A 23,100-nucleotide genomic window follows, 5' to 3' on the forward strand; every position below is an offset into this window, starting at 1 on the left:
AGCTGGCGGACAACCAAAGTCCGACTGTCCGAGCCTCGTCACAGCCAATGCCGTTGGTCTTCGGGCGATGACGTTGCCATGGCAGGATGCGCACGTGGATGGCCTTGCACGGCAACTCCAGAGCGTGCGCGACGTTGGTGCAGGCAACTCGGTTGTCGAGGTTGATTTCGGTGCGGGAATGACCGCGCTCGGCAAAGGGACCAGAGTGCTCGACCTGCGTCCCCGTAAGCGTGGCATCGTGCCAGCCGATGGTCCGGTGAGGTGGGAAGCGTTGGATGCGCTGCCACAGCTGCTGACTGTGGAGTGGGCTGGCCCTGACCGGGGCATCGTCGAGGCCGTCGCGGCGCGTCCGAACATCAAGTTCCTGTATTGGTTTGACGCCGAAGGCGACATCGACCTCAGTTCGACGCGCGTGGGCACGGTTCGCCTCGACGGCCTGAATATGCGCAGTATCCGATTGCCGCGTTCGATCGAGTCGCTGTCGCTCGGACGGGCGCCGGCGCACTTCGATGTGCAGCCACCCAGGCCCACGGTGAGCAGAACGCTTCGCGTCGACGCTCCAGATGGTGGGCACCGGTTGGACCTGAGGATGTTTCACTACGATGCCGACGTCGTCATTCCGGAGGGCGTGCGTCGTGCGTCCAGCCTGTGGCTGTGGCTCAGTGGGCAGGTGTCGGCATCGGTGCTGCTTGGCCTGTGCGACATGGAGACTCTCAGGCTCTCCTTCGATCGCCCTCCAGGCGCGATCACCGACCTTGCCGGGCTGCGAACCCTCACCGCGCTGTGCAGGCTCCAGCTCGATGAGGCGTACGGCCTGACGGTGGAGGAACTCCCGGATCTTCCGGCCCTGCGGGCGCTGGAACTGAACGGCACTCGACGCGTCACAGCGCATGCAGTCAAGGCCCGCTATCGCGGCAGTGCGGTCTCAGTGAACGTGTCGGGCGCCAAGACTGACCAGTGGCTCTCACTTCATATGGACAACCCCTTCCGCGACTGGGTCCACGACTCCAAGGCTTTCGGGCGAGCGGCCTGCGCCGCCTATGACCGCGCCCGGCGATCAGCCGACGCCATCGGCGCGGACGACCCGCAACGCCTCGCATTGGCGGAGGAGGTCCTTCGTGGGCTCGTAGCCGACCTCAACGCGATCGAGAACAAGTATCACCTGATTGACACCCATAACCGCGAGACAGCCGGGGATGCGTTTCACGACTTGGCTCACCGGCTCGGCGTGGCGTCTGTTGATGCTCATCGCTGGTTCGACGGCGGGCGAAACTTCTAACTGCGTTGGCCGATGGCCGCTCGAGGCCCGCGCCGAAAGCCGTTGGACGTGCAAATTTCCGCGAGATGCGGCCTGCCGGGTGACGATCGAACTCAGACCGTATTCGGCAGCGGACACGCAAGCACGCTGTGCAGGGGATGACGAGCTGACCGTTCGCTGGCTGGCGGGCAGCTACCGCACTGTCGAAGGGACCATCGAAGTCTTCGAGTGGCTCGCAGGCAATGCCGATGCGGGACCGGGCAAGCGCGGGTTCGGGATCTAGAAGTTCGGGCGACTCTGCGGATACATCGAGTACAACTCTGACCTCGACGACGGGCTCGACCCCAACCACATTGCCCTGGCTTACGCGATCAACCGTGGGCACGCAGCCCCGGCGTCGCAGTCGAGGCATTTGGTGATGCCCGGCCGCGAGTGCCAGGCACTCCAGCCGGAACGGGCGGGCCAGCAGGCAAGGTCTGCCGGCTGCTTTGCCGTCTTGGCTGGTGACGACACGACCTCGCTGATGCCGGCGTCCGTTGGCGAGCTTCCATTGCTACTGACCGCAGGCGGGAACTCGCCGTGGCCCGGCGAGGGCTCGCCGTCGACCGGATGACGCTCATGCGCTCGACGCCGAAACCTGACGTCTTGCATCGTTCGTTCGGCTGACGTGCGCTGGGCGGCGAGTCGCAGACGCGGAGTGTGCGGTCAGCGCGATGGTGGTTCTGGGCTGGACCCTGATCGGGTCCGTCAGAGGTTGGTCCGGTCGTGCAGGCGGACGGGCCGGTAGACCGGCTCCTCGTGCATGCCGTAGGCGAGGCGTTCGGCAACGCGGATCGCGTCGCGTTCGGCGTGATACGGCTGCCAGATGTTCCAGCAGTGGCGGGCGGACTGCAGGTACCAGCGGCCGTCGGCAAGGACACCGAGGGTGACGGTGGCTTTCTGCCATTCGGGACGGTGTTGGCTGATCCATCTGCGCAGTGGCCGGGATCCGACCGACCACGGTGTGACCTGCTGACGTGCTGATTCCACCACCAGTCAACTATCGAACGGGCGTGCGAATCCGTCAAGCATCGCCTCGCGTGTCATGTGGCACGCCGGCAATGGGTTAGTTCGTGCCCCTCGGGAAGGTCGACGCGAGAAGTCTTCTCTTCGTCGATCACTCCGGTGGCTATCGACGGGACTCGCATCGGCCACACGGGTTACTCAGACCACGACACGTTGTATGCCATTTCAATTCCTCAATGCTTCGATCATTACCAATATCCCGCGCCGGCCATACGGAACACCTCCGGATTGCTGGATGTGGATTCTTACCGTCAGGTCATGACCCAGTGCGAAGAGACCATTACACATGGTGAAGTCTCGGTGGATCCGCAAGGGCTGCGCGCGACCGGCGCGGCCCTCGACGATCTTCGGCGGGACCTGGTGCGGGCCGACAACGTCATCGACGACGAGATCGGCTACGTCACGGGCGTGGTGTCGGTGTGGCGGATGGGCACCGCCCTGCGGGCGCTGTCGCGCCTGTGGCAGGACGAGGAGCACCGGTTCCAGAACACCTTGGCGGATCTGCGTGACAAGGTGTGGATCTCCGCGAACCGGTACGAGCAGGCCGATGCTGCTGCCGCCGCCAGGATCGGCGCGTGCTGAGATGGGCGTGCCGTTCGCCGAGCTGCGCGACCTGCGCCCAACCGTGTTCGGTCAGGCCGCCGACGCCTGGGCGCTGTTCGCGCGCGCCATGACCATGCTGGAGCAGCAGGTCACCCTGACCGTGGTCCGGCCGATGCAGACCTCCCGGTGGGCGGGGCAGGCCGCCATCGCAGCACGCGGCCAGGCGAGCGCCCTTGACGAGGGTTTCGCTTTGCGACGCCAGCTCGGCCGCCTGGCGGAGGCTATCTTCCTGGATGCGCAGGTCCGGTTCACCGCGCTGCAGCAGGAGTTGCTGGACCTGATCGACGCTGCTGCACCGGCGGGCCTGGCCGTGACCGACGACGGCAGGGTGCTGGTGACGACCCGCCGCGTCGGCACGTCGGCCGATTACGCCGAGCTGGTCGCATCGGCTGACTTCCTGACTCTGCGGATCGCCGACGTGCTGCGGCGGGCGGCCGGCGCCGACGAGGATGTCGCGGACGCGTTCGATCAGCTGCAGCCCAACGGCGACCGCGGCGACACCGGGGACCAGGATTGGCTGGCGCTGCGGCGGGCGGCGGAGTCGGTCGCCGGGCGGCTTGGCCTCATCGGATGTGTTCCGAGCACCGCGAGCCCGGCGGATGCGGCAGCATGGTGGGGGTCGCTGTCAGACGGTCAGCGCAGCCTCTACATCAGCACCTACCCAGACCTGATCGGGGCGCTGGACGGCCTGCCGGCGACCGACCGGGACATAGCCAACCGCATCCGGCTGCGCAGCTACCTGGCCACACATGGCTTCTCGTCCCCAGAGTTGACGGAGCTAGCGGCCCGGATGCAATCGGTCCGCAGCATCCTGGCCCGCCTCGAGGGATCCGAGTCCAGCCCGCCGCCGATGCTCCTGCTTGGCTTCGACCCGAACGGGCAGGGACGGGCGATCGTGGCCATCGGCAACCCGGACACCGCCACTGACACCTGCGTGTTCGTCCCCGGCGCGACACTGGACCTGGACGACATGCCCACGGTCATCGGTCAGGCATCGCTGGTCGAGCAGGCGGCTTCCGAGTTCACCGCGTTCCACCCGGAACAGTCGGTGAGCGTCATCGCCTGGCTCGGCTACGACCCGCCAGCACTCGTCGACGCGCCGTTCAGCGACTCCGACGAACAGGGCGCGCCGCTGCTGGACCGGTTCGTCGACGGCCTGCACACCAGCCACACGATGACCCCGGAGCACACCAGCGTGGTCGGCCACAGCTACGGCAGCGCCCTGGTCGGGCTCGCCGCCCAGCAGGGACTGGCCGTGGACGACGTGATCGTGGCCGGCAGCCTGGGGCTCGGCGTCGACAACGCCTCCGAACTCAACCTCGACCCGCATCACGTGTGGGCGGGCACCGCCTCCGACGATCCTGCGGTCCTGGTCGCCAGCGGAGCCATCGGCGGCTCCGATCCGACCGATCCGGGGTTCGGCGCGAACCAGTTCGACGTCGACACGTCGGGCCACCACGACTACTGGCAGCTGGGCAGCCGCAGCGCCACCAACATCGGCGCCATCATCACCGGCCGCTACGACCACGTCACTGTGGTCCACGGGATCCTGCCGTGAGACTCCCCCGCAGGTGGACCCAGGCCGCCATCGCGCTCGCGGCCGTAACGCTTGCGACCTGCGCTGCCTGTCACGCACTAGATCGCTCTACCTCTGACACTCCGAGTTCGCAGGAGGGTTCCGTGACATTGCCGGTGCGCACCGTGGAGCAGGCCCGTAGCCGGGTCACCGCCGAACTCGCCGCCATCGTCGCGATCATGGTCGCGGCCGCGGCCGACCACACCCACGACCCGAACCGTGCCCACATGACCACCGCTCCGTGCGGGCAGAAAGGCGGCTACAAGATCGCCGCCTTCGACGGCTTCCTCCTGCCACCCGACCAGCACTTGACGGTGGCTGAGATCCTGCGCCACACGCTCGCCGACGCCGGCTACACCGTCGACCGCCTAGACACCACCCCCAGCGGCGGCATCCAGCTCAGCTTCCACAACCAGGACTACGAAGCCACCATCGCCAGCGGCGCCGGCAACGACAGCATCAGCGTCTACCTCATGTCCGCATGCCAAATCACCCCTGACAGCCAATTCCCGCTCGCCTGACCAGCGACCAGCACCCCGGAGGCTCCCGTGACGCTCGCCCCTGACACGTCCATCGACCACACACCGGCCGTCGCCGAAGACCACCCCGACGGGCAGCTCGTCGCGGACGACCTAAGTACCGTCGAACTGGCAGGCACCTACTTCCAGCTCGAACGCCTCCACGAAGGGATCCGCCACCTGCTGGAACTGCTCAGCCGGGCGATCACCATCCTGCTTACCGTCGACCTGCTGATCCTCGGCTACGGCGTCGGCAGCAACAAAGGCGCCCTGATCCTCGGCGCCGGCCTGACACCGCTGGTGATCTGGGCGGCGATCCGCAACACCGGGCGTCGCGCTCGCCCGCTGCTCGAGCTCGCCATCGCCTGCGAGGACGCCCTGCCTGTACAGGTCCCGCGCGTCGCCATCGCAGTGTTCCCACTGGTCATTGCCACCCGGCCGCCCCGGGCCACCCGGCTGCGCCACACCATTCTCGATCTGATCACCACACGTCAGATCACTATCTACCTGCTGCTGGCCAGCGCCGGCCAGCTCGCCATGTTCGCCATCGCCGCGCTGCGCTACCACTACCCGTTCCTGTGACGCCCGCGCCGCTAGGGAGAGCAGATGTTTGGGCTGTTCCCGGCTCTGCCCGAGTTCAGCGGCGCAGCAGGCCGAGCCGCCGCGACCACCTGATGCTCGAAGCGGGTTCAATCGAAGTTGGCAACGAATCCTTCAGCCGTCTCGCTGGCCACGTAGCCGCGATCGGTCCACGCAGCTAGCGCGGGGCTGGTTTCAACTTGTCGATCGACGCACCATCCGGCTGTGGAGATGGTCGCAGCGAATTCGGGCGCATTCTGCTTCTATCATCGCTCCGACGACCAACTTCTGTCGCGCTAGCGATTCGCATCAAACACTCTTTGCATCTTCTCCAGCCATTCACCATAGTTCATACCATGGCGGTCTGGTTCAAAGGATGAGCCACCTGACGCCATCCAGACGGTCTTGATGCGTTCGTCCGACGGCCGCCTGGCTGCCAGTACGTCGAGTTCGCGGCGCAACTGCTCCACGGTGGCCACGTCCTCGCGACGTCGAAACTCCTCCAAGATTCCTTCCGGGGTTGAAGCGATGAGGTCAAAATCTTGGTGAAAATAAGCGCGGGCGAGATAGGTGATCGTATCGAACTCCATCAGAAAGTCCAGGATCGGGAGAGAAGTTTCAACGTGATATCCGGGCGCACCACAGCCCGAATCCGGCGGCCCGGCTACCCCTTGTCCACCGGCCAGTCGCGAAGACGGTCAACAACTCTAGCCAATGCCGCCTCAAATTCCAAATCGCCCAGCACGTCCGACTGACGGCTTTTCCATAGTGCATCTAGGTCGTCTTCTATTTGCCCCAGGACCTCCAGGCGATCCGCGAAAGCAAGAGCATCCTGCGGCGCCGCAGTTTCAGACTCCCCCGTCGATTCCATCTTGTCAGCGAGAGTAGAGAGCGTGCAACGCGCCTCCGCAGCAATCCCGCCGCCGGCGATCTCCACGGCCCGCAGGGTCCCCTGCGGGCCGCAGACAATCTCAACGAAGATCGCTAGCATCTTCGAGTTGCGAATCTCCACTCTGTTAGTCAATTTAGTCTCCAGAGAACTATTTCCGAATCCATGGGATTGCGCCCTTATCGGTTGGTGCACTCAGCCCGCCAGCATTCAGGGTACCTGTACAGAAAGTCAGGCAGCTGTTATTCAAAGGGTTATAGGTGCCTTGAGCTCCAACCATCGAGCGCATGTGATCCAGCGCGGCGGAGGCGTTCGGAAGCTCAAGCGTAATGGACATCGATGCGGCCGGCAGTTGACCCGCCCTCACGTTGCTAACCATGGCCGTTCCGTTGTATGGCATGAGGTGCATGTGCGACAGGTCAGAACCGTCAGTTACCTCGATGCTGAAGTGTCCACTCGGACCGACACCGGGATAGTGATTAATCTGGGCTAGACCCGGCTGTCCGAGTGCCGTCGCGGCGGCCCCTGGACGTTCGCAGAACTCGCCGTTGTTGTGGACGAGGACCGGCGTACCGCACTACATAGTAGGTGTGGGATCTTTACGGCGGTCGCGGTGAGCGCATGGCGCTGATCATGCCATTGAGCTGCTTGTTCCGCCCACACGTCCAGCAGATTCATCGATGGTTGGCGATGGCGACAGCAACCGTGACAGCAACATGGGCGCACGCCGCGACAGACCATTCCACGCTCAGCGACACCTATCGATCAATGCGCTTTTGCTTGCCGCGCAAGGATATCGGCAGCGTCAGTCAGGTCGTCCGGTGCGGCGTGAGTCGAGGAAGCCACCCGCTACCAGACCAGCCATGGCAACTTCGCCAAGGACCCGTTCGCCGACCGCCGAGAGAACGGCGACGACGCCGACCAGCCGAAGCCAGCCAAGCGCGCCCGCAAGACCACAAAATAGACGGCCAGCACTGTCCAAGATCATAGGCTGGCTCAAAACGTCCATACAGGATCAAGAGCGCCCGGCTACGCCGGACGCACGCGCACGCGCTATGCCGTTCCGGCCCGCGCGCACGCGCCCACGCAACAGCCTCAGCATCCGATGAAGGCGATCAAGCCAGGCGGCCGAGCCCGTGACGATCCCTTCACGGGTCAGCCCGATCGCGACTTCCGGGGATCGACGCCCCGCCGCTACGCAACGAGCCCACGAGCAATCTGCCGCCCGCCGAGCGAACCAGCAGACCACACCCTCAGCCGGTCACGTCGCACCAAGGTCATCGGCGCGGACTGTCCACATTGACCCACATCCAATCATTGATATGCGTGCTAAGTATCTGACAGCAACCATGACAGCAACCCAGGCGAACAGCCACGCCCTCCAGCGCACAACGTAACCGCGATATCACCCGCCGGAGTGGGGCGATTCGCCGTAGGTCACGCCGTTCGCCGGAGGAGTTCAGAAGCAAGCTCCACTGCTAACGCGTCCATTTCATGAGCTGCGTCACCCGTCAATCGCTCCTCGATCATGGCTCCCAGCAGGCGGCTCTCGGCGTGCGATTGCTGAGGACTCAACCATCTTATCCACTCAACAATCATTCGAACCCAGAATGATCTAATCGCCGGGCGAGGCGCTGATGATTCGCCGATGAGCTTAATGGCTGCCGCCAACCGATTCATCGGAGAGTCGTGGCCCGACAGAATCAGCGCCAGCTCGTCGGACACCCCAAGTCCACTACTCAGCGGAACCGAGACATCGAACAAGGGATATCCATGTGCGGCCGTCAAAGCTCTTGTTTCTGATCCAGCCTCAAAAATCACGTCAATTCGCGACGCGACGCCGGGGCCATCCACGGAAATCGTGACATGATGATGACCACTAGCACCAATAGTCGCGGTGAAGCGCGAAAGCCCTTCGACATCGAAGACTGCGACGGCGCGGTCCGCCAATACTATGCCGCCATCAAACACGATCTGACCGGTTCGTGGGCCGACTTCCTTCCAGACCGATACCCTGACCAGCGCAGCCTGCCCCCGCGTGGCGACCATAACATGAGCATCAGACGCCACCGCAGCGGTTCCGTCGAGAGCCAATTGATCATCGACGCAGGCGGACGAGCCAATCACAATGACCGGATGGTTAGCGTAGACATCCGCAGAGCCGATTTTCATTTCACTCCTTACCCGACATTTATGCTGGCAGCAACAGGGACACCGGGAGTTTCGTCAACCTTCTGTATGGCCGGGCAAGAGTTCCAATAGCGTCTCATATGCTCCAAGCGCATTCGGATTATATACGCCGTGATTTCGAAGAATTTGTTGCGCTCGCTGAACCGCCGTTCCTTGCCCTGCGATACAAGTTCCCGGGCACTGCGGATAAAGGTCTTGTGGGCCGCCGATCGGAGACAGCCCGGAAGGTGGCTGGTGGTCGCCGACCATCGTTACGTTCGGATTGACCTCTCCACATGTGTGACAGGGTAGTCCTTGCATTGCAGCGCTCTGTTCGCCGGTGACAGTCGGCCCGGTGGCTGGAACGCTTTCATTCGCTTGCGGTCCCACCCTCAACGTGTCGGCTTGGTCCTGAGTCAGGCGCGTATTGCAGTTGTGGACGAGAACCGGCTGGTCACCGGCCAGAACATAGTAGGTGTGGATGTCCTCGACCGTGAGGTCACGCATCCAGTGCGGGCCGGTCCAGATCTTGATCGCGGTGACAATTTGAGCAGTGCTGCCGTTGGCGTCGCGCAGGCGGTCTCCTGCTTTGAGGTCCTTGGCGTCGGTCCACCGTTTGGTCGTCGTGTTCCAGAACGGGTGATGCCAGGTGGTGTGCAGGGTTGTCGACTTGCCGGTCTTGACGTCCTTCACTGTCACGTCGGCAAGATCACGACGGCGTCGGCGTCATGACCGTCCAACGCGCCCTGCGCGAACTCCAGCAGATGCGCACCACCTACTCGATCGCCGGCAAAGGCACCTTCGTCCACCCCGACACCGTCGACCGCCGCGACGAAGCCCCACTCCGCAAGGCCCTCGCCGACCCCACTCGGCTCCGCGGCCTCGGCGATTATCTCGCCCAGCAGACCGCCATACTCGAGCGATGCGAGACCGCCGAGAGCACCAAGGCTAAGTGAGCCATTCAACAGGCGGGCATCGATGGGTTGGTTTGCCGGAGCAGTGATCAGTTTGTAATGTGTCGCAGATGGACGCGATGGCTGGGGACGGGTAGACCTCCTGGTCTGTGACCACTCAGAAGATCCTCGCGGACCGGCCCCCGCGGGTGGAGGTTATGACGGGCCTCGCCACTGATCAAGTCGACCAACTGGTGCGCCTTGTATACGCCGACGTCGGCTTCGTAGCCGGCCGGAGACGGGCGGTCGGCCCATACCCGGCGGTGATCGTGGTGCTGCTGTACCTACGCCACAACGTGTCGCAGGCCCTTCTGGCCGAGCTGTTCGGCTGCTCTCAGCCCACGGTGTCGCGACTGGTCGACCGCTTCCTGCCGGTCATCACAACAGCGCTCGCGCCGCTGGCCGAGCACGTTGCCGCGAAAGAACTGAACTCCACAGTGCGTGTCGACGGCTTCCTCGCTCCAACTGGCGACCGGCGTGCTCACTCCTTCACCTCGGGCATGTATTCGGGGAAACGTCACCGATGCGGGTTCAACATCCAGGTCGTTCGCTCGGTCCGCGGCACCCTGACGCTGATCGGCCAACCACTGCCCGGCGCGACCCACGACGCCAAGGCATGGCACGAAAGTGGTCTGGCGCAACGCTTTGCGGGCCGGCTACACACGGACGGCGGGCCGGGCGGCTTCGCTGACACCGCCTACATCGGCACCGGCCTGTGCGTACCCGACCGCAAACCGAAGGGCCAACCCCTGACCGCGTCCGCCCGCGAGTTCAATCGGATGATCGCCTCGCACCGGGCCAGCGTCGAGCGTGTCATCGCGCATGTGAAGAACTGGAGGATTCTGTCGACTGGCTACCGTGGCATGCTCGACCGGTTCCCGGCCTATCTCGACGCCGTGGCGAAGCTGGAGATCTACCGAACCTCATACCTCGCCGCCGGGCCAGTCCGGGCCAGTGAGGGCCGCCAATAGACGTCCACCGTCCAGGACAACCGCGACATCCAGATCGCTCCCCGCACGCCTGGCGAAGACGGCCGGCGGCGTCTGGCGGAGGAGGAACGTCGTATGCAGGGCGCGTGGCTTCCAGCGCTCGTCGTTGTGAAGCTCGCCGTCGGCATCGAACTGGAGGTTGGCCCTCCACGCTGCTTGGCACAGCACTGAGACAAGGATCCCCAGGAAGTCGACATAGAGCAGCTCGTCGGCATCGTCGATCATGATCGCGACGTCGTCCGTGAGGTTCGCGTGGCTGTGCCAGTCATGCAGGCAGTCCACAAGCGCGTCCCAATTGTGCCCAAAATAGCTCGGAAAGCTCAGCTCACGGGCGAACGCGGTGAACAGCGAGCCGCGATCCCGCAGTTTCCGACCATCCAGCCGGAACACGCTTCCGCCCCGCTTCAACAGCTCGGCCGTCTCGGCGCCCACCCAGGGATCATCGCACCCGGTGAAGATCACCCACGGCGCGCGGCGCTCTATGAGCGAAGGCGGGCTCATCACAGTGCCAGGATAGTGCGGCGGCCCCGCTTGCCGTCTCATCGACACCTGCGAGTTGAATGACGTTCTAAGAACGCCGCCGCCCGCGAACTAGCCGAGCACGCCCACGCCAATGCCGGCCTACTCGCCCAACTCGCCCGCGCCGCCGACACGCACATCGAACACCCGCCCGCCGGACCCGACTTCCACGGCGACATGCACTGACCCGACGACCAACCCAGCTGACCGGCCTGGTCCAAAAACGCTTCACGGAAATCAAGAGCGCCCGGCTACGCCGGACGCACGCGCACGCGCTACAGCCGTCCCGACCCGCGCGCACGCGCCCACGCAACAAGGCACCAGACAGGCCGAGGCTGCGCCACACTCCAGGCAAGGCCGTGGCGATCGCCAGGACGGTCAAGCCGCGACCCGGCTCCCGGCGATCGACGCCGCACTACTGACACGGCACGCCACCGAACTGGGCACCCGAGTCGCCGACGCTGCTCGTTCCGGTCGCCACCAGCCACCATGCGTCAGCAAGTCCACAGTGGTCAATCACATTGACAGATCCGGATGCGATGCGTCTATTTGGCGGCAACGGTGACGGCAACCCTGGCGGCCGTCACCGCACAATCCCGACCTTCCAGACCGTGGCTGCCGGGCGGTCAACTGTCAGCGGGGCGCAGAACCGAAGCATCTGCAATCATCCTCTGGTATGCCGCCTGGCCGACAGAATCGCCGTGCTCAAGCTCTGCTATCGACTCACGCAGAAACGCCACCGCCGCCATCATCGTCGGGTCATTCATCACCGCACTTGCCCAATAGTCATCACCACGCGAGCGAATGAGATCCATGTCTCGTATCTGCATTGATGCCATCTGCGGTTCAAGCGCGTACTGAATCCAGATCGGCTTGAGAGTGGCTTCAATCGACGCCGCCACGAGACCTGCATCCGCGCATATGATGGCGTCCTGCGCATAAGTGCTCCAGGGCGCGCCAAGGTCGTCTCCATGGGGTATCGCCGCCGACAATCGAGCACGCAGATCGCCGTGGTCAGACTTGCCACTGACACCAGTCGCGAATGAGTCGATCATGTCTACGGCTTGATCGAAATCTGGGATTGCGCCGCTCCGGCCGGTCCGCCGCTCAACCCCCTTAAGCAGCGGAGCCAGACCACGTGCACACGCACCAAAGATCGCAGCCTGCGCATGTGGCCTAAGACGTCCGACAGAACTCGACAACTCCTGAATCGCCGAGTATAGGCTTTCACCATTGTTTGTCATTCGTGTTCAATTCCAAGTCTGTCCAGTAGGCCAGCACAGTTGTGTTCGTCAGGGCCACATGGACTTCTCGCGTCTGTGCCTACCCGTTCAAGCGGCCACAAGGAACCCGCGTTGTCCGATGCAAGGTTCTCCTCGGCATGTTGGTCGGCCAGGCTTGGAACTCGCCGGATTCCAAGCTTATCCGTCATCGCTCGCTGACCAGCGTCGAAGCCATTACTCGACCCGGCGGTAAGATTACCAGCCGAATCTTGGCCGACTCCGATCGTCCGCTGATTGATGGACGCGTCGTGGTCGCCCGCCTCCCGAATCTGCTTCGCATAGTCCTTGAGCTTTGAAATGTCGCAGAATTCGTTGTTGTTATTGTGCACCAGGACGGGCGTACCGCCTGCTACCACATAGTAGGTGTGGATGTCCTCGACCGTGAGGTCACGCATCCAGTGCAGGCCGGTCCAGATCTTGATCGCGGTGACAATTTGAGCAGTGTTGCCGTTGGCGTCGCGCAGGCGGTCTCCTGCTTTGAGGTCCTTGGCGTCGGTCCACTGTTTGGTCGTCGTGTTCCAGAACGGGTGATGCCAGGTGGTGTGCAGGGTTGTCGACTTGCCGGTCTTGACGTCCTTCACTGTCACGTCGGCAAGATCACGGTCGTTGTTGTTATGCAGAGCTGTTACTGGTTTCGCCTCGGTCTTACCGGTGGTCGGCTCGGTCGCCTTGACCTTGTCTCCGACCTTGACATCCTCGATCGGCTTGGTTGAGCCGTTGGCCATGAGGACCTTGGTCTTGGGATCGAAGCTGTGGCACGACGACTTGGCAAGCGCTCCCCCGCCTGCACCCATAGCACCACCGACAACGGCCCCTGTCAGGGCCGCAGCTCCGGCACGGCCCCAGTCGACATGGCCGTTTTGGACGTACTGAGTGGCGGCGTCACCGACTCCGCCACCGACGCCACCGGAGATGGCACCGCCGATCGCGCCGGTGGCGGCGCGCGCGAGGATGCCGGTGCCGATCTTGCCGGCGACCATTCCGGCGATCTTGCCGCCAATGGCGCCGCCAACGCCGCCAGTGACGGCTCCAATGGTTCCGGTGATAGCTCCGGATAGGACGCTGCGTCCGAGGTCGGCCAGGCTGTGGATCTTGCCGGTCGCGGCGTCCTTAGCGACGCTGATCGCGATACCGACGAGTAGTCCCCCGACCGGGCCGAGCGCGACCGACGCGGCGACGGTGGCCACGATCGCGGCGACTTCGATGATCTGGTCCTTGTGGTCTTTGATCCACTTTCCGGTGGCTTTGGCCGCGTCCTTGACGTTCTTTACGGCCTTGGCAACATGCCGGGCGGCCTTGGCCGTGACGTGTTTGGCGGCTTGCTTGGCCTTGTTGTAGGTGTTCTTGACCTTGTGTTTGAGCTGTTGTGCTTTCTTCTGGACGTACTTGCGGCCCTGCTCGACTTTCTTCTTGACGTAGTTCTTGGCCTGGCTGACCTTCTTGTCGACGAAGTTGCGGGCGGTGTCGAATCGGTCTGCGGCCCATGACCTGGCGGCGCTCATGCTGCTCGACGCGTAGCTGTATGCGCTGGAGGCGTAGGACTTGGCCGAGTTGTAGGCGCTGGAGAACGTGTTCGATACGGCCGAGGTCGCCTTTTTGATCCAGCTCGGCCAGTGGCCGGACGGGTCGGTGACGGTCATCGGGTTGGCGTTGCCGTATTGGTACCGGTTGGCGTTGATGGAGTCCGGGGTGGGGCTGTTGGAGGCGGTGTCTCGGGAGTCGAACTGGCCGGTGTCGGTGTTGTACCAGCGGGCCAGCATGTTGACGCGGCCGGTGACGGTTTCGGTCCACTCCGACTGGTAGCCCAGGTGGCCGATGACGGCGCCGGCGGAGGCCAGGACTTTGCCGAGCGGGTCGTAGTTGACTGATCCGTCGAGGGTCGCGGCCGTTGCTGTGAGCTGGCCGACGACGTCGTCGTGCAGGTCGGTCAGGGTGAGGCGTTTGGTCTGGTCGCCGGTGCGGACTTCGCCGAGGAGGTCTGCGGATGTGTCGCGGACGTAGGTGGTTTCGCTGTCTGCGGCGAGGTCGTTGTCCAGGCCGGTGTATGCGAAGCCGGTCTTGAGTGCCCGGCCGAGGGCGTCGTAGGTGTAGGTCTGGGTTCCGCTGGCGGCGCCTTGGGATGCGATCTGCCCGTACGCGTCGGCTGTGGTCGTGTAGGTGGTCGTCCCGGTTTGGGTGGACGACAGGTTGCCGCGGGCGGTGTAGTTGTAGGTGGTCGCGCCGTCGCCGACGAGCCGGTTGCGTTCGTCGTAGACGAACAGGCGGGTGCCGTTCTGGGTCCGGTTGCCGGACTTGTCGTAGGCGTACGTCGTGGTGGTGGTGCCGTCGTTCCACGTGACTAGCCGGTTGGCTTTGTCGTAGCCGTAGGTGTTGGTTTTGGTGACGCCGGCGTAGTTCGTGGTCGTCTTCGACTTCTCGTTGCCGTTCTTGTACCAGTCGTAGACGATCTTCGCGACGGTCGCGCCGCCGGAGGTTTTCACCTCGTCGGAGGTCATCTGGTGCAGGTCGTTGTACGCGAAGTTGCGGGTGTCGCCCTGGGTCGTTCCGCTGTAGTAGGTCAGCTTCACGGCCGACCCCATGTCGTTGTAGGGGTCGAATCGGATGTCCAGGCCGGCGCTGGTGTTCACGACCTGGCTGAGCAGGCCGCTGTCGCGGCCGGAGGCGTAGTACGAGTAGGTGGTCGTTCCCGCGGCGTCGGTGCGCTTGGTCATCGACCCGTTCAGGTCGTACTCGAACGACGAGTCGCCGGACGGGCCGCTGATGGACGCTGTCAGGCCGCGATCCTCGTAGGTGATCGTGTTCGTGCCTGCGGGCGTGGCGAACGAGGTCATCCGGCCGGCCAGGTCGTAGCCGAAGGTGCGCGTGCCGGTGGCCGCCTCGGCGCCGGAGCCGGACTGCGAGGTCAGCCGGCCTGCGTCGTCGTAAGCGAAGGTTTGCGTGACACCGCCAGGCTGTGTCTGCGTGACGGCCTGACCTGCCGCGTTGTACGCGACCGTGAAGGTCCGGTCAGCAACTGCCGTGTACGCCGTCGTCGCCGGTTCTATCTGCGACTCGGGCAGCCCTAGCGTGTTGTAGGTGGTCCAGAATTTGTTGCCCCGGCCGTCGGTGAACCGGGTGCGGTTACCGTTCAGGTCATAGCCGAAGGTCGTCGTGATCGAGTCGGTGGCGCTGATCGGCTGGGTCTCCGACAGGATCATGCCGGTCGGGTCATACGTGTAGGTGATCGTATTGTTCTCAGCGTCGGTCGAGGTCAGCTGGTTGCCAGCTCTGTCGTAGGTCGCCGAGGTGGACGCCAGCAGGGTCGGCGTCGTAACAGACTTATACGAACTCGTGAGCTTCACTCGGCCGAGCATGTCGTAGCTGACCTGTGAGTAGGTCTCGTCCGGGTTGGTGGTCTTCAATGGGCGGCCAGCGGCGTCGTATTCGACCTTCGTTGTCCGCCCCGAGTTCAGCACTGTCGTCAGCGTCTCACCGGCCGCGTTGTACGTGTATGCGGTGGTCGAGCCGCCAGGGGTGGCGACTGTTTGCAGACGCCCGTACGTGTCGTAGCCATAGGTGGTGGTGTAGTCGACGTTGGCCGCGTTCATGTGCTGGTACGACGTCGTCTGGCGTCCGAGGTAGTCGTAGGTCGCGCCGGAGACTTTGCCGGTCGGGTCCTTGGACCACGTCTGGTTGCCGTTGAGGTCGTATGACGCGTAGCTGATTCCACCGTCGGGCGCTTCGGTCTTCCAGACCCGCCCGAGCTGGTCGTAGTGGTAGTTGGTGGTTTTGCCGAGGGCGTCCGTGGACGATGTCACCTGGCTGAGGACGTCGTAGGTTTGTGACGCCACCGGGTTGATCGCCGTGGACGAGCCGGGCGGGGTGTAGGCCGGCAGGTGCGTCTCGTACTCACGGCCGGCGCGGTCGAAGACGTGGACGGTCTTCCTGCCGTAGCCGTCGACTGTCTCGGTCTTGTCGCCGAACGTGTTGTAGCCCATCAGGGTCACCGGGTTCACCGACGACACAACACCGCTGTAAGTCTCGGCCGTCACTTCGGTGCCTTTGAGCACCGACGGGCGGCCGGCCTCGTCATTCTGGATGTCGGTGGTGTTGCCGTTCGGGTCCTTCGTGCTGAGGACCAGGCCACCGTTGTCGGTGGTCATCATGGTCCGGGAAACGGCTGCCCCCGCGGCTGGCGCGCTGCCGCCCTTGATCGCGGTGATCTGGGTCGGGGCCAGCGCGTCCTGGTACACCTCGACATCACGGATGGTGCCCGACATGTAGTACGAGGAGTATTTGCCGATGTAGAACTTGCCTCGCGGGTCTTGGCGGTTGTTGACGCCGGTGGCTGTGGCCTCGAGGGTGCCGTTGACGTACATGCTGTAGGTCTGCGCCGTCGCGTCGTAGACGACGGCGAGGTGGGTGGCCGTTCCGACTGTCGGGCTGGAAGTGGAGCGTAGAGACTTCCAGCTTGCGCCGTAGGTGGTCTGCGAACCGGTCGCATACCACTTGTCGGTGGCCGCCTCGTACATCAGGTAGAACGATGACGAGCTGTTGGAGGATTTCAGGACGACGGGGTGGTTGGCGGTCTTGTCTGCCAGGGTGACCCACGCTGAGACCGTGAACGATTGCGAGGTGTCCACCACTGGATCGGCCACGCTCATGTAGCCGGTGGAACCGTCGAAGGTCGCCGCCGTCGCGTTCCAGGTGACGCCCCCCGTGACGCTGGCCGTGGCGTTGCCTGACGTGTCCTTGGCCAGGGTGCCGGACGCTTCGTTCAGTTTCCACCAGGCGACCGGCGTGGTCGCCGGATCGGTCGCGTACGCGGTCTGGGCAAGGATGGTGCCGTCGGGGTCGTACATCGTGTCCGAACGCGCCATGAGGGTTCCGGCCGTGCCGGATGACGAGCGCGTCGATACGACGGTGTCGTCGGCGGCGAACACGTTGGTTGTGACGCGGTTGAGCCCGTTCGGGTCGAGCGTCGTGCGCCATTGCCGGCCGGCGGCGTCGTATTCGTAGACGGTCGTTGTTGCACCATTGCCGGTGACCTGCTGTGTCAGGTTGCCTGCGCTGTCGTAGGTGTTGGTCTGGACCACGTAGGTCTTGGGGTTCGATGTAGCGCCGTCAGTGCGGGTGATCTTCGCGACGAGGCCGTTATTGGTGTAGTCGTATGCGGTGACGTAACCCATGGCGTCGGTTTCGGACTGCAGGCGGCCGGCCGGGTCGTACTTCTTGGACTGGATCAGCTTGTCCGTGGGAGCTTGCGGGGCGCCGTTGGGGTCGCCGGTGTAGCCGACCAGGTAGACGTTGAGGACGTTGCCGTTGGCGTCGAGCTCGTAGCGGGTCTGTCCGCCGTCCGCCTCGGTCTCGAGGGTCACGTTGCCGTACGCGTCGTAGGCGAACTGGGTGGTCTTGCCGACCGCGTCGGTCTGCGAGGCCTTCTGCCCGTATTGGTTGAATGCGACTGTTTCGGTGCGGGCGATGTCGCCGCCGGTGCTGTCGCTGATGGTCTGCGACGTCATGTTGCCGTCGGTGTCGTACACGTTGGTGGTGACCGAGGTGTGGATGGCGGACGTGGCTTGGTTGGTGACCGGCGGATCGGACTGGACGAGGACTCGCCCGGCGTCGTCGTAGGTGTAGGTCGTCTTCAGCCCGTTGGGGAAGGTCGTGGTCACCTCGGTCTCGGAGAGCTTGCGGCCGAGGTTGTCGAACTCGTATGTGGTGACCTTGCCGGCTGGGGTGGTTACTCGGCCGACGTCGCCGTTGGCGTAGTACTCGATCGTCTCGGTCGCCCCGGATGGCTTGGTCACTGATGCCGGTAGTCCGGCTGGAGCTAACCCGCCGAGGTATGCGGCGGTCGTGGTGCCGTCGGTGTATACCGTCGTGGTGACGCGTCCGAGGGGGTCGGTGACGGTGGTGGCGTTCCCCTTGGCGTCGTACGCGTTGGTGGTCTTATAGGTGTTGTCCGTCGCCGACGTGGAGCGGGCGTCCCGGCTGGACACGATCTGGTCGTTGCGCGGGTCCACCGGGTCGGTGGCGTTGAGGTAGTGCTCGAAGTAGACGCTGGAGCACTTGTTCTGATCCTGGTCCTGACAGCTGATCTGCTGGATCGTGTTGCCGCGGCTGTCTTGGATGGACTGGGTCCAGTACCCGTTCTCGTCGTATTCCAGGCTGGAGAAGCCACCGGTGTCGTAGCCGTATCGGGTGGTCTTGCCGATCGCGTCGGTCTGCGACACCATCCGGCTGCCGTTGGCCAGGTCGTAGGCGTAGGAGATGCTCTGGCCGCCGGGGTCGGTCACGGTGACGGTCTGCACGGGCATGGAGATCGTGGTGATCGTGGTGTCGACGGTGGTCAGCACCTGTGGCAGCGACGCCTTGCTGGCAGCGAACTGTGCGGCGATCTCCTGCGCGGACAGGGTGCTGCCGAAGAACGCCGCCTCGGCGATCCAGCCCGGGAAGTAGCCCACGGGGTTGGCGGCATTGGATCCGATCCAGTTGGCCCATTTGCCCGCACCGAGGTACGAGTAGCTGTTGGCGGGCACGGACAGCGCGACGTTCTTGGTGCCGATCGCGACGCCGTCCAGGTAGAGGATCTGCGACGCGCTCGTCGCCGCGAGCGTGGCTTGGTGCCAGTTGCCGTCCGCCACGGAGGTGGTGGTGGTGATGGGCGTGCCGCCAGCTGTCGTCCAGAAACCGCCGCGCAGCTTGCCGTCGGTGCCGACGTATAGCGCGGGGACGGCGCTGGTGGTTGCCGCCGGGTCGGTGACCGGCCCGTTCTGGTAGCCGTACAGGACGCCGCCTGCGGTACTGCCTGATGGCAGCTTGAACCAGAGGCTGACGCTGGCTGGGCCGCCGAGGTTGATGTTGGACGTCGGCAGGAGCAGGTTCGCGCTGCTGCCGTCGAGCTTGACTGCTGTCCGGTCGGCGAACGGCCCCTTCTCGCTGAAGGTCACTGTGCCGGCGTAGGTGGCTGTTCCGCCGGCGACTTCGTTGACGGCGTCGGTCGTGTCAGCCGGCTCGTCCAGGCGCCAGTAGTTCGCAGGTTTGCTGCCCAGCACTGACGCGGCGTAGACGTCGCTGTCGCCGGCGATGGTCGGCGGGTTGAGGGTCCATGTGCCGCCGTTCTCGTCGGTGACCGTTTGGACCTTGGCCGTCGCGGTGTCGTAGGTGATCTCGGCGGTCACCCGGCCGGAGGGTCGGGTGATCTTCTTCAGCTCGGACGACGACCAGCGTGCTGCGTCGTATACGGAAGTCACCTCGGACCGGGTCAGGGCTTTGGTGAAGAACGCGGCGTCGGAGATCTGCCCGGTGAAGTAGGTGGCCTTCGCGGGGGCTGCGCCGCTGTTGACGTGGTCGGGCCAGCCGTGGCCGATGAACCCCGCGCCCAGGTACTCGTAGGATGCGCCGCCGCTCTGGGAGATGCTGATCGTGCCGGCCAGCGTGCCCTGTTTGGTGTTGTCGAGGTACATCGTTTGCGTGTTGCCGGCGGCGGTGAGGATCACGTTGTGCCATGCGTCGTCGGTGACGGTGTTCAGGGACTTGATGGGTGTGGTCGCGCCCTGCCAGAACTCGCCACGCAGGTAACCATTGGCATCGATGTACAGTGCGGGTGTGTAGTTGCTGGCGGTCGTGCCGCCGCTGATCGCGCCTGCGCTGTAGGAGAACAGCACGCCGCCGGCGGTGGTGGTCTTGAACCACAGGCTGATCGTTTGGTAGGTGCCGTCGGTGACCAGTTTGCCCGGCAGTTGTACCGACGACGAGGTGCCGTTGAACGCCGCTGAGGTCGATGTCTGGTTGAACAGGGTGTCCGCGCCGACGGTCACGTTGTTGTAGAGGCCGTTGTCCGCTCCGGCACGCGTGAGCACGCTGCTCTTGGCGATGGGGGTCGCCGCGTCACCGAGACGCCAGTATGAGTACGCCCCGGTGTTCAGGACCGTGTTCGCACCTTGGGAGATGGATGTGTAGGCGTAGGTGATGCATTGGGCGGTGATCGGGCCGCAGACCGATGTCAGGTTGAGTCCGTTGACCGTGTAGGTCCACGATTTGGCCGTGGACGCATCGCCTGGGGTGGCGGGGTCGGTGAAGATCCGCGAGATGTAGTCCCGGGCCGAGGAGGAGGTGGTCCACTCGAAGTGCAGCGACCGGCCCGACGCCGACGTCATCGTTGCCAGCAGCCCGCTCGTGGCGTTGTAGGTGAACGTCAGGGCGCGGCCGTTGGCATCGGTGATCGAGCTGATCTTCCACGCCGTGGTGCCGCTGGCTTGGCCGAAGGTGTAGGTCGTCGCGTCTTTGTCGGTCAGCGAATAGCCCACGACAGTCGTGCCTGACAGGATCGGCTTGAAGATGGCGTAGCGGCCCATCGGTGCCGTGAACGACCCGTCGCTGTTACGGCCGAAGGCGACTTCCTGCCCGGTCGGGTAGCTTACCGATACCGTCTGCACGGTTCCCGCGACGTCGGTGACCTGGGTCGCGCGCATGTCGATCGCCGACGTCCAGCCCTCGCCGAACGAGGCGGTGTCACGGTTGCGGTTGGTGCTGTTGTAGTACCGGGTGATGTCCAGACCGGGTCCGACTCCGGCGATCGACGCGTCGGTGGCCGAGGTCGTGTAGTTGCCGGTGGACGGGTCGAAGCCCTTGCCGGAGTTCTGCGAGAACTGCGATGCGATGGCTGGCTGCGGAACCGGCGTGGTGAAAGCGAATGGTCGCTCGGCTGATTTCAGCGAGTAGTCGTCGAGCAGGACGGTGTAGTTGTAGGTCTTGTTCCAGGCCAGGATGCCGGCGGGAACCGTGACGCTGGGCGTCGTCGACCAGGTCGAGGTCCACAGGCGGGTCCACACGTCGTTGTAGACCACGTACTGGTATTTCAAACCCTTGGCTGGCCAGTTGTCCGGGTCGTGGGCCCGCGTGGTCAGCTCCGGGGTCAGCGTGTCCACGGTCGCGCCGTTGGCCGGGTACCGCGTGTCGACCTGCGGCAGCACGTCGTCGGTGTAGATCGCGTAGATGTACGGTGCGCAGGTCCGCCCACCGCACGCGGTGTCGCCTGAGGGTCCGTTCTTCGAGGTGAAACGCTTCCACTGGGCGTTGGTGGTGTCGGAGTTGGCAGAGACCGCCAGGCCGTAGTTCGTCGAACCGCCGGTCGTCCAGGCGTTGAACTCGTCGACGCTGAGGATCACCGGGACCCAGTCACCGACGGTGGCGCTGCTGCCGGTGTTGCCGCACGCGGCCGACGAGTTCGGCGACGCCGTGCCCAGCGCCGGGCTGCGCAGCGTGGGGCCGCCGTATGTTGTGCTGCTGCCCCATCGCACGGAGGTCGCCGCCCACGACTGGCCCACGGCGTAGACGGAGAACGGCTGCGCGGTGCAGTTGTACTGCCAGGTCATGAACAGGTTCAGCGTCACGTACGTCAGGTGCTTGCCGCCGTAGGTGGTGGCGAAGTCACCGAAGTGCAGCAGCGACTTGGCCCGTGTCGTCCCACCGTTCGCGGTGCCGATCTTGAGGGTGTCCTCCCCTGAGTGATCGACGTCGTCGCCGTACATCACGTAGGTGTCGCCGTCGGTGTCCAGCCGCAGCACCGGGTCCACATAGACCGGGAACACACGCGCCGGATCCGCCAGCCACGCGGCACTGGACGTGACGCGAACCGCCGGCTGGCCGTCCACGTCGACCAGTTCGTAGGTCACATCGTGCGAGTAGGCCGGCTCGCCGGACTGCGGGTTGAACGACGAGTCTTTGACGTATCCGCGGGGCATTCGCGCCACGATCGTGCCTGCCTGGTTGGTGAACACGACTTCGCCGTCGGCGTTGATCGACGGCGTGACGCCGGACAGGTTCAGCGGATAGGTCCAGCTCGCCGGCGCCGATGCCGAGTGCAGGATCAGCGTCTCCTTCGCCGCCATCGCCTGCGACTCGATACGCACGTCTGTCGAGGGCAGCACGCCGGTGTACAGGGCGGAGCCGTCCGACACGGCCGGGTCGCCGAGCCTCGCGCCTTCGAGCGAGTAGCCGATGACCTCACCGGTCGGGACCGTCACGGTGACCAGATCCTGGCTGGTCGCGCCGGCCAGGGCGAGTGGCACTGTCTCGCCTGCGCCTGCTGCGGTGCTCGTCGCCGTCGGGGCGCTGCCGGCGACGGAGAGTTTCCAGCTGTTGGCGGTGGTTTCCCACCGACCGCTCGTGGCGCGTGTGAACGTTGCGTCGATGGGCTGCCATGTGCCGTCGGCCGCCTTGTAGTTCACCGGCTCCTGGAACACTTGCCGGGCCAGGATTCCGTTGCGGTCGCGCCACATCGTCGAGGTCGCCGACGAGGCCTGCGGCACGCGGACCTTCGACTTCTCGTCGAACCCTTTCGGCGATACGACCGTCTGCTTCGCCGGGCTGCTGTCGGCCTTGCTCGGCTGGTAGCCGTCCAGGCCGTTGGCGACCCTCTTCGGCGCGCGCCCGGTGCCGGTGTGCGAGTCCGTCTCCTCGGCCGACACGTGGCCGCCCTTGGCACCGTTGCCCTGGACCAGGGCGGGCAGGCCTGCTGTCGGCGACCCGTAGGCCCACACGGGGCGCTGGGACATCCAGGAGGTCAGCCAGCCGAGGGGAAAGCCACCGTTCTCCGGCACCACGCCGGACGGCACACCGACCGACAGCCCGAACAGCACCAGCGCCACAAAGACGACACGACGCGGCCAAGATCGCATGACGCGACTCCCCCATGATCAACCAAGACTGGCGG

Annotated in this window: 15 protein-coding genes and 1 pseudogene; 8 read left to right on the forward strand and 8 right to left on the reverse strand. The window is 64.6% G+C overall.

All coding sequences use genetic code 11. The features are described from left to right. Positions 1–67: 67 nt before the first annotated feature. Complete coding sequence (locus tag AB0M47_RS04740; RefSeq protein WP_363408398.1) at positions 68–1,279, forward strand: hypothetical protein; 1,212 nt, start codon at positions 68–70, stop codon at positions 1,277–1,279. 79 nt (positions 1,280–1,358) lie between these two features. Further along, positions 1,359–1,541, forward strand: a complete 183-nt coding sequence (locus tag AB0M47_RS04745; RefSeq protein ID WP_363408401.1) for a hypothetical protein — start codon at positions 1,359–1,361, stop codon at positions 1,539–1,541. Between the two features lie 464 nt (positions 1,542–2,005). Here AB0M47_RS04745 and AB0M47_RS04750 read toward each other — a convergent pair whose 3' ends face one another. Then, the gene (locus tag AB0M47_RS04750) at positions 2,006–2,290 is read right to left on the reverse strand and encodes a hypothetical protein (protein WP_363408404.1); all 285 of its coding nucleotides are present in this window, start codon (positions 2,288–2,290) and stop codon (positions 2,006–2,008) included. 291 nt (positions 2,291–2,581) lie between these two features. On the opposite strand from AB0M47_RS04750, the gene AB0M47_RS04755 reads away from it, so the two are divergent. The 4 genes from AB0M47_RS04755 (at position 2,582) to AB0M47_RS04770 (ending at position 5,602) form a co-directional block, all read left to right on the forward strand. Continuing rightward, positions 2,582–2,905 (forward strand): type VII secretion target, encoded by a 324-nt coding sequence (locus tag AB0M47_RS04755; protein ID WP_363408407.1) that lies wholly within the window; start codon positions 2,582–2,584, stop codon positions 2,903–2,905. 1 nt (position 2,906) lies between these two features. Next, on the forward strand, positions 2,907–4,484 hold the full coding sequence (locus AB0M47_RS04760; RefSeq protein WP_363408410.1) for an alpha/beta hydrolase: 1,578 nt from the start codon (positions 2,907–2,909) through the stop codon (positions 4,482–4,484). A 122-nt stretch (positions 4,485–4,606) separates the two neighbouring features. Further along, the gene (locus AB0M47_RS04765; RefSeq protein ID WP_363408413.1) at positions 4,607–5,023 is read left to right on the forward strand and encodes a hypothetical protein; all 417 of its coding nucleotides are present in this window, start codon (positions 4,607–4,609) and stop codon (positions 5,021–5,023) included. A gap of 27 nt (positions 5,024–5,050) precedes the next feature. Continuing rightward, positions 5,051–5,602 carry a hypothetical protein gene (locus AB0M47_RS04770; RefSeq protein WP_363408416.1) on the forward strand — a complete coding sequence of 184 codons (552 nt, stop codon included), beginning with the start codon at positions 5,051–5,053 and terminating at the stop codon, positions 5,600–5,602. 293 nt (positions 5,603–5,895) lie between these two features. On the opposite strand, the gene AB0M47_RS04775 is transcribed toward AB0M47_RS04770, so the two are convergent. The 4 genes from AB0M47_RS04775 to AB0M47_RS04790 form a co-directional block, all read right to left on the reverse strand. Then, positions 5,896–6,189 (reverse strand): contact-dependent growth inhibition system immunity protein, encoded by a 294-nt coding sequence (locus AB0M47_RS04775; protein ID WP_363408419.1) that lies wholly within the window; start codon positions 6,187–6,189, stop codon positions 5,896–5,898. Positions 6,190–6,263: 74 nt separating this feature from the next. Next, entirely contained in the window at positions 6,264–6,611 is a 348-nt protein-coding gene (locus tag AB0M47_RS04780; protein ID WP_363408422.1) for a hypothetical protein, read from the reverse strand. A 1,314-nt stretch (positions 6,612–7,925) separates the two neighbouring features. After that, positions 7,926–8,660, reverse strand: a complete 735-nt coding sequence (locus AB0M47_RS04785) for a hypothetical protein (RefSeq protein ID WP_363408425.1) — start codon at positions 8,658–8,660, stop codon at positions 7,926–7,928. A 54-nt stretch (positions 8,661–8,714) separates the two neighbouring features. Continuing rightward, positions 8,715–9,356 (reverse strand): polymorphic toxin-type HINT domain-containing protein, encoded by a 642-nt coding sequence (locus AB0M47_RS04790; RefSeq protein WP_363408428.1) that lies wholly within the window; start codon positions 9,354–9,356, stop codon positions 8,715–8,717. A 29-nt stretch (positions 9,357–9,385) separates the two neighbouring features. Here AB0M47_RS04790 and AB0M47_RS04795 point away from each other — a divergent pair. Both AB0M47_RS04795 and AB0M47_RS04800 read left to right on the forward strand, forming a co-directional pair. Beyond that, positions 9,386–9,472 (forward strand): annotated as a pseudogene (locus tag AB0M47_RS04795) (GntR family transcriptional regulator); the annotation flags it as partial. 296 nt (positions 9,473–9,768) lie between these two features. Next, complete coding sequence (locus AB0M47_RS04800; RefSeq protein ID WP_363408431.1) at positions 9,769–10,581, forward strand: transposase family protein; 813 nt, start codon at positions 9,769–9,771, stop codon at positions 10,579–10,581. Here AB0M47_RS04800 and AB0M47_RS04805 read toward each other — a convergent pair. From AB0M47_RS04805 to AB0M47_RS04815, 3 genes are all read right to left on the reverse strand, one after another. Further along, entirely contained in the window at positions 10,534–11,100 is a 567-nt protein-coding gene (locus AB0M47_RS04805; RefSeq protein ID WP_363408654.1) for a barstar family protein, read from the reverse strand. The genes AB0M47_RS04800 and AB0M47_RS04805 overlap by 48 nt on opposite strands. Before the next feature lie 644 nt (positions 11,101–11,744). Then, a complete protein-coding gene (locus tag AB0M47_RS04810; protein WP_363408433.1) occupies positions 11,745–12,173 on the reverse strand; it encodes a hypothetical protein in 429 nt (142 codons plus the stop codon). Positions 12,174–12,358: 185 nt separating this feature from the next. Further along, a complete protein-coding gene (locus AB0M47_RS04815; RefSeq protein ID WP_363408436.1) occupies positions 12,359–23,065 on the reverse strand; it encodes a LamG-like jellyroll fold domain-containing protein in 10,707 nt (3,568 codons plus the stop codon). Between the last annotated feature and the right edge of the window lie 35 nt (positions 23,066–23,100).

It is taken from the genome of Hamadaea sp. NPDC051192, from assembly GCF_040682475.1.
GTDB lineage: Bacteria > Actinomycetota > Actinomycetes > Mycobacteriales > Micromonosporaceae > Hamadaea > Hamadaea flava.

What these genes read in the sequence shown, in the direction of transcription:
- AB0M47_RS04805 (WP_363408654.1), bottom strand. Translation starts at nt 11,100, where the DNA reads ATGAGCCCGCCTTCGCTCATAGAGCGCCGCGCGCCGTGGGTGATCTTC.
- AB0M47_RS04785 (WP_363408425.1), bottom strand. Translation starts at nt 8,660, where the DNA reads ATGAAAATCGGCTCTGCGGATGTCTACGCTAACCATCCGGTCATTGTG.
- AB0M47_RS04760 (WP_363408410.1), top strand. Translation starts at nt 2,907, where the DNA reads ATGGGCGTGCCGTTCGCCGAGCTGCGCGACCTGCGCCCAACCGTGTTC.
- AB0M47_RS04775 (WP_363408419.1), bottom strand. Translation starts at nt 6,189, where the DNA reads ATGGAGTTCGATACGATCACCTATCTCGCCCGCGCTTATTTTCACCAA.
- AB0M47_RS04815 (WP_363408436.1), bottom strand. Translation starts at nt 23,065, where the DNA reads ATGCGATCTTGGCCGCGTCGTGTCGTCTTTGTGGCGCTGGTGCTGTTC.
- AB0M47_RS04810 (WP_363408433.1), bottom strand. Translation starts at nt 12,173, where the DNA reads ATGATCGACTCATTCGCGACTGGTGTCAGTGGCAAGTCTGACCACGGC.
- AB0M47_RS04800 (WP_363408431.1), top strand. Translation starts at nt 9,769, where the DNA reads ATGACGGGCCTCGCCACTGATCAAGTCGACCAACTGGTGCGCCTTGTA.
- AB0M47_RS04740 (WP_363408398.1), top strand. Translation starts at nt 68, where the DNA reads ATGACGTTGCCATGGCAGGATGCGCACGTGGATGGCCTTGCACGGCAA.
- AB0M47_RS04755 (WP_363408407.1), top strand. Translation starts at nt 2,582, where the DNA reads ATGACCCAGTGCGAAGAGACCATTACACATGGTGAAGTCTCGGTGGAT.